Genomic DNA, 6588 nt, shown 5'->3' on the forward strand with positions numbered 1-6588 from the left:
ATGGCGCAACTGTTCGATTCGGCGGCTTTCCTGGCCACCTGCAGCGGGCGGCCGGGTGTTTATCGGATGTTCGACGCCGAGGCGAAGCTGCTGTACGTCGGCAAGGCGAAGGACCTCAAGAAGCGTCTCTCCAGTTATTTCCGCAAGTCCGGCCTCGCGCCGAAGACGGCCGCCCTGGTGGCGAAGATCGCCCAGGTCGAGACGACCATTACCGCCAACGAGACCGAGGCGCTGCTGCTCGAGCAGACGCTGATCAAAGAGTGGCGGCCGCCTTACAACATTCTGCTGCGCGACGATAAATCGTATCCGTACGTCTTCCTGTCAAGTGAGGACCCATTTCCGCGCCTGACCATCCACCGTGGTGCCAAGAAGACCAAAGGACGTTACTTCGGCCCTTACCCGAGCGCTGGTGCTATTCGCGAAAGCCTTGCGCTGCTGCAGAAGGCCTTCTTCGTGCGCCAGTGCGAGGACAGCTACTACCGCAACCGCACGCGCCCATGCCTGCAGTACCAGATCAAGCGCTGCAAGGCCCCCTGTGTCGGGCTGGTGAGCGAGGAGGAGTACGCCGAAGACGTGCGCCACTCGATCATGTTCCTCGAAGGGCGCAGCAATGTGCTGGCCGAAGAACTGTCCACCAGCATGGAGCAGGCGGCGATGCGCCTGGACTTCGAGAAGGCGGCGGAACTCCGCGACCAGGTGCAGATCCTGCGCCGCGTGCAGGACCAGCAGAGCATGGAATTCGGCACGGGCAACGTCGATGTGGTGGCGGCTATCGTCACTCCGGGCGGCGCCTGCGTGCACCTGATCAGCGTGCGTGGCGGGCGGGTGCTGGGCAGCAAGAATTTCTTCCCGCAGGTAGCGATCGAGGAGGAGGTGGGTGATGTCCTGCTGGCCTTCCTCGGGCAGTACTACCTCAGTCATCACGAGCGCGATCTGCCGAACGAGTTGATCGTCAACGCCGTGCATGAAGACTTCCCGATCCTTGCTTCGGCCATCGAGGAGTCCCGTGGTCGACTGCTGGAAATCACCCCCCGAGTCCGCGGCACCCGTGCGCGCTGGCAACAGTTGGCGGTGACCAACGCCGAGCAGGCATTGGCCGCCCGCCTCGCGAACCGCCAGCACATGGCTGCGCGCTTCGATGCGCTGGGCGAGGCGCTGGATCTGCCCGAGCCGCCGCAGCGGCTCGAATGCTTCGACATCAGTCACTCCAGTGGCGAGGCGACTGTGGCTTCCTGCGTGGTCTTCGGCCCGGAAGGTGCGCTGAAGTCGGACTACCGTCGCTTCAACATCGAAGGCATCACCGGCGGAGACGATTACGCCGCCATGCACCAGGCGCTGACCCGCCGCTTCAGCCGCTTGAAGGAAGGCGAGGGCAAGATGCCCGATATTCTTCTGGTCGACGGCGGCAAGGGCCAGTTGGCGATGGCCCAGGAAGTGCTTCAGGAGCTGGCGGTGGTTGGCTTGACGCTGCTTGGTGTCGCCAAGGGCGTCACTCGCAAGCCCGGTCTGGAAACCCTTTACCTCAACGACGCCGAACATGAATTCGCCTTGCCCGCCGACTCGCCCGCGCTACACCTGATCCAGCAGATCCGCGATGAGGCACACCGCTTTGCCATCACCGGCCACCGTGCTCGGCGCGGCAAGGCACGCCGCACCTCGACCTTAGAAGATGTCGCTGGAGTCGGGCCCAAGCGCCGCCGTGACCTGCTCAAGCATTTCGGCGGGTTGCAGGAACTGGGCAGAGCCAGTATCGATGAAATTGCCAAAGCCCCCGGTATCAGCAAAAAGCTGGCAGAGCAGATTTATGCTGCACTGCACAGCGAGTAGAATGCCGGCTCAACTCGCAGACCTTCCGACCCGATGAATATCCCGAACCTGCTCACACTGCTCCGCGTTCTGCTCATTCCGATCTTCATCCTGCTGTTCTATCTCCCGTTCCCGGCCAGTCACCTGGCTGCCAGCGCCGTATTCGCCCTTGCCGCCGCCACGGACTGGCTCGATGGTTACCTGGCGCGCCGACTGGGGCAGAGCACGCCCTTCGGTGCCTTCCTTGACCCGGTGGCGGACAAGCTGATGGTTGCCACCGCGCTGGTGTTGCTGGTGGAAGAGCACGCGAACCTGTGGCTGACGCTGCCTGCCGCCATCATCATTGGTCGCGAGATCGTCGTCTCGGCGCTGCGCGAGTGGATGGCGGAGATCGGGGCGAGGGCGCATGTCGCTGTTTCCAGCCTGGGCAAGTGGAAGACCGCGGCGCAGATGCTGGCGCTGGTGATTCTCCTGGCCAATGCGCCGCTGATGACCTTCTGGGTGCTGGTTGGCTATGCGCTGCTGATCGTTGCCGCCATCCTTACCCTCTGGTCGATGCTGCACTATCTGCTGGCGGCCTGGCCGCACCTGAACACGACCCCGAAAGAGAAATAAGTATTTTTGAATCAAGGAGTTGACAGGCATTTCCAAATCGTTAGAATGGCGCCCGTCAACACGACAACGCGGGAATAGCTCAGTTGGTAGAGCACGACCTTGCCAAGGTCGGGGTCGCGAGTTCGAGTCTCGTTTCCCGCTCCAGATTTTGATGATTCACCTTGAGTCATCCGTGTTATGGCTGAGTAGCAGAGTGGTTATGCACCGGATTGCAAATCCGTGAACGCCGGTTCGATTCCGACCTCAGCCTCCAATAGAAAAGCCCTGTAAATCGAAGATTTACAGGGCTTTTTCTTTCATGACCCGCTGCAGGGATTGCGAGTTTCAGCAACTTGCGCAGGGGGAGTAGGGCTGTATATAGTCCAGCCCCTTCCGGGCTTGCACCTGGAAACACCGCAACGCGCTACCGCCCGGATGGCGAAATCGGTAGACGCAGGAGACTTAAAATCTCTCGCCCTTTGGGCGTGCCGGTTCGAGTCCGGCTCCGGGCACCACTTACCTTTCTCGAGCGTTCCTCACGATTCGAGAAAACCCAGAAAAGCCGGGCTATAGCCCGGCTTTTTTGTGTCCAGCGTTCTCTACCGTTCCGTTGCAAGCTCAAATTTATGTGAGTAGATTTGTGAGTAAGGACATCTCTTACCCAGGAATCTACTCACGTTCGGCCGTAGATATGGCGCCGGGCGTGGCATCCGGAGACAGCTGTGCCTCTCACCGATACCGCTGCCCGAACCGCAAAGCCGAAAGCGAAGCTATATCGTGTGTCGGACACGCTTGGCTTGAGCCTCGAGATCACGCCCAACGGAAGCAAGCTTTGGCGCTTTCGTTATCGCTTTGCCGGCAGGCCCAAGATGATCAGTCTTGGCACCTATCCGTCGATAACCTTGGCCAGGGCGCGAGAGCTGCGCGACGCGGCGCGCTCGCAGGTAGCTTCAGGGGTTGATCCGTCTCAGCACAAACAAGCTCAGAAGCGTGCGCTAGAGGCCACCACCTATACCTTTGAAATGCTCGCCGACGAGTGGCACGCTTACAGCGCGCCTCGCTGGGCGGATGCCACAGTGCAGAAAGCCCGGGCGTACCTCGATAAGGACATCATCCCCGCAATTGGCAAGCGCCCCGTCACAGAGATCAGCAGGCCTGATTTGGTCGATCTGGTGAGGAGGGTGGAGGGGCGCGGGGCAATGAACGTCGCCGGCAAGGTGCGCCAGTGGTTAAACCAGATTTTCAGGTTCGGCCTGGCCCGCGGAGTTGTCGAAACGAATCCTGCAACTGATCTTGATGTGGTGGCGGCGCATACGCCTCCGGCGAGGCATCACCCGCACATCCCGCTCGCTGAAATCCCAGAGCTACTGGATTTACTCTCCAGTGCTTCTTGCGACGTTTCGACCAAGATTGCCATTCGCCTGCTGCTGCTCACCGGCGCACGCCCGGGGGAGTTACGCCAAGCGCCCTGGAGTGAGTTCGATTTGGATGCTGCGGTTTGGACGGTGCCGGCTGCTCGTATGAAGGCCCGCCGTCCTCACATTATTCCGCTGCCCACCCAGGCGGTAGAGCTTCTGCGCGCTCAGCATGCGATCACGGGACGTTATGTCCTGGCGTTTGCGGGCAAGGCCAACACTAGCCGCCCACTGAGTGAGAACACAGTGAACAAGGCTCTCAGCACGATCGGCTACGGGGGAAGGCAGACAGGTCATGGGTTCCGCCACTTGCTCAGCACTGAGCTGAACAGCCGGGGCTTCAATCGCGATTGGATTGAGCGTCAGCTGGCGCACAGCGACAAGGATGAAATCCGCGACACCTATAACCACGCTCAGTACCTCGAGCAGCGCCGAGGAATGATGCAAGCCTGGGCGAACGAGATCGACGCGCTATGTGCTGGTGCGAATGTCTTGGCACTTAGGAGTGCCTGAAATGGATTTCTCAGACTTCGATCCGACTTGGAGCTTTGAGCAAGCAAAGGCCGCTGGGGACGATGGCCCGCTAAGCCCTTTCCAGCGCTGGCAAGCATGGTCGCTGATGCTTGAAGCCTATCGATCTAGCTTTGAGGAAGGAGCTCGGAACAGTGTCCTTGAAGCACTTCGCCTGTGCGCGATCCATGAGTTGCCTATGCCTGAATGGCTTTCGGCTGGGTACCAGCAATGTTTCCGGGAGTGGAGACATTTACACGTAAAGACGTTGGATGAGGCATTCGGAGTAACGCTACCCAAAGGTTCGCATTTTGTTGCTATGAGGAAAGCCCGGCGTCTTGCTTTCGCAGTTCCTGTCTTGGTTATGAGATTGAAAAGAAAAGGCATTCCGGTAGACGAGGGGCTTTTCCATGAAATTGGCAAAGCCCTGAATGTTAGCGCCGGAACGGCAAAAAGCGCGTACTACAAGTCGGGCTATCACCGATCTCGAAAACTTCCAAAGAAAAGCTAAATCTCTTGGAAATACTTGATCGTTAGTCACCCATAGCATTTGCCCATCGCTCCCAACAAGCCCCAAGGAGGCTAAAGCGATGGCAAGCACACCAAGCGTTCCAGCGCGCTTCATTCGAGTTAAGGAAGTCCTTTCCTTAACGGCTCTTAGCCAGTCTGATCTTTACCGCAGGATTGCGGCAGGTACGTTCCCTAAGCAAATCAATCTCGGTCCCATGACCGTGGTCTGGCTCGAAGATGAGGTTAGGGCCTGGATGGATTCCCGCGTCGCTGACGCTCGCGGGGTGGCCGCCTAATGGACAAAAAAAAGGCCGACCAACAGGCCAGCCCACAATGTTCTGAACGTAATACTATCACAGTCGCTAACGCTCCAACCAAGGTCAGCCGCATTCTTGCTTATCTGGTCGCCGGCGGCTCTCTCAACCGTTTCGAAGCCGAGCGCTTGGGCGATCACTGCCTGAACTCGACCATCAGCGCCCTGAAGCATGACTGGGGCATCCACTTCCAGGCTCTGCCTGAGCGCGTACCCACCCGCTGGGGCAAGTCCTGCGACGTCAAGCGTTACAGCATCCCCGAGCCGCAGCGCGCTCGTGCCCAGCGTGCCCTGTCGATGATGACCCTCAATCGGAGGGTTGCAGCATGACTCTTGCGAAGCTGACCACCTGGCCCTATAGTCATCTCGCTGCCGCAAAATCGGCAGCCAGGATTGGCGTCCTGAATTCGAAGGCGGACACACCGCCACTGAGCGGTTTTTTTGTGTCCGCAGCATGGCAAACCCTTTGTGGGTGGGCCGTGCGTGGGCATCGCAAGATGCGCCGGCTCTTCGACCGGTACGCCAACCCGCACGGTTCCGCCCTCCCTGATTGGCGTCAGGGAAGCGGAAAAACAAACCGCTTCGAAGGACACTCGACCATGCTCAAGCGTCGCACCCTCACCCTCAATCCGTCCAAAGCACGGGCCGCTTACCATCGAGCCTGCGCCCTGGCCGCACTTCACGCTGATTCCTCCCTGTCCGTCCGCCTGGCTCGCTACAACGAAGCCATGGACCGTGCTCGCGCCCTGGATGCTCAGGAGGTGCGCCATGCATAACCTCCCCTCGGTAGCGAATGACTCGCCCAATGCCGTAGTCCAGAACCTTCTCAGGTATGCCGACGAACTGGAGCACATCCTGCGCTATCAGGCTGAGCCTGCCTTGCGCGCCATCGATCGCGATTTGGCTGCCCGCATTTGCAGCCTTCGCCAAGAGATCAAGCTGTGTGGCGTCATGCTTGGGGGTGGGAAATGACCATTCATCCCCTCGGCTATGAGTCCGCGAAACTCATGGGTGATGCCGGCTATGCCGTCGACACCATCGGCAAATTGATCTTGGAGGACATCTGCAGAAAGTCCGACGACGCCAATCAGGAGTTCCTTCGCGAGTACGAACTCGGTGGCCTGCTCTCTGCTCTGCAGGTCATTGCCGCTGCCCTTTGTGATACCGGAGAACGGCTCGAAAACCATCTGAAAAAGGCGGAGCAGTACGAGGAGGGCGCCAAATGAAGACCGATACCACCCTCCGACTTGGCCGTCGTCAGTACCGCAATTATGCGGAATCAGCCAAGGCGCTTGGCTGCTACCTGGATGTTTCTACCGTTCACGAGATGCGGGGGAACTGGGGGATGTTCAACAGGATGGCGCGGTGTGTATTTCTCGACGCCTCCTCTGACAGTATCCAGTTGGACGAAGCCGCCGGTGAATCGCCCCGGCTTTCCTA

The 6588-nt window shown here is 59.4% G+C and carries 9 protein-coding genes, 3 tRNA genes and 1 pseudogene; all 13 read left to right on the forward strand.

The window, feature by feature from the left end; all coding sequences use genetic code 11:
* Entirely contained in the window at positions 1–1827 is a 1827-nt protein-coding gene (gene uvrC / locus UB43_RS20995; RefSeq protein WP_045214829.1) for an excinuclease ABC subunit UvrC, read from the forward strand.
* 33 nt (positions 1828–1860) lie between these two features.
* Positions 1861–2421, forward strand: coding sequence for a CDP-diacylglycerol--glycerol-3-phosphate 3-phosphatidyltransferase (gene pgsA / locus UB43_RS21000; RefSeq protein ID WP_045214832.1), 561 nt, complete (start codon positions 1861–1863; stop codon positions 2419–2421).
* A 68-nt stretch (positions 2422–2489) separates the two neighbouring features.
* A tRNA-Gly gene (locus tag UB43_RS21005) sits at positions 2490–2565 on the forward strand.
* A 35-nt stretch (positions 2566–2600) separates the two neighbouring features.
* Positions 2601–2674, forward strand: a tRNA-Cys gene (locus tag UB43_RS21010).
* A gap of 155 nt (positions 2675–2829) precedes the next feature.
* A tRNA-Leu gene (locus tag UB43_RS21015) sits at positions 2830–2915 on the forward strand.
* A gap of 207 nt (positions 2916–3122) precedes the next feature.
* Positions 3123–4328 carry an integrase arm-type DNA-binding domain-containing protein gene (locus UB43_RS21020; protein ID WP_045214834.1) on the forward strand — a complete coding sequence of 402 codons (1206 nt, stop codon included), beginning with the start codon at positions 3123–3125 and terminating at the stop codon, positions 4326–4328.
* A 1-nt stretch (position 4329) separates the two neighbouring features.
* Positions 4330–4836 (forward strand): hypothetical protein, encoded by a 507-nt coding sequence (locus UB43_RS29635; protein ID WP_156160464.1) that lies wholly within the window; start codon positions 4330–4332, stop codon positions 4834–4836.
* Positions 4837–4915: 79 nt separating this feature from the next.
* Entirely contained in the window at positions 4916–5131 is a 216-nt protein-coding gene (locus UB43_RS21025) for an AlpA family transcriptional regulator (RefSeq protein ID WP_045214837.1), read from the forward strand.
* Entirely contained in the window at positions 5131–5478 is a 348-nt protein-coding gene (locus UB43_RS21030; RefSeq protein ID WP_045214840.1) for a hypothetical protein, read from the forward strand. Before UB43_RS21025 ends, UB43_RS21030 begins: the two co-directional genes overlap by 1 nt.
* Complete coding sequence (locus UB43_RS29640; RefSeq protein WP_156160465.1) at positions 5475–5924, forward strand: hypothetical protein; 450 nt, start codon at positions 5475–5477, stop codon at positions 5922–5924. The genes UB43_RS21030 and UB43_RS29640 overlap by 4 nt, the downstream gene beginning before the upstream one ends.
* Positions 5917–6120, forward strand: a complete 204-nt coding sequence (locus UB43_RS21035; RefSeq protein WP_045214842.1) for a hypothetical protein — start codon at positions 5917–5919, stop codon at positions 6118–6120. Before UB43_RS29640 ends, UB43_RS21035 begins: the two co-directional genes overlap by 8 nt.
* Positions 6117–6374: a hypothetical protein gene (locus tag UB43_RS21040; RefSeq protein ID WP_045214844.1), complete on the forward strand. Its 258-nt coding sequence runs from the start codon at positions 6117–6119 to the stop codon at positions 6372–6374. Before UB43_RS21035 ends, UB43_RS21040 begins: the two co-directional genes overlap by 4 nt.
* A pseudogene (locus UB43_RS21045) lies at positions 6371–6588 on the forward strand (hypothetical protein); the annotation flags it as partial. The gene UB43_RS21040 and the pseudogene UB43_RS21045, both read left to right, overlap by 4 nt.

Source organism: Pseudomonas sp. 21, from assembly GCF_000955805.1.
Classification (GTDB): domain Bacteria; phylum Pseudomonadota; class Gammaproteobacteria; order Pseudomonadales; family Pseudomonadaceae; genus Pseudomonas.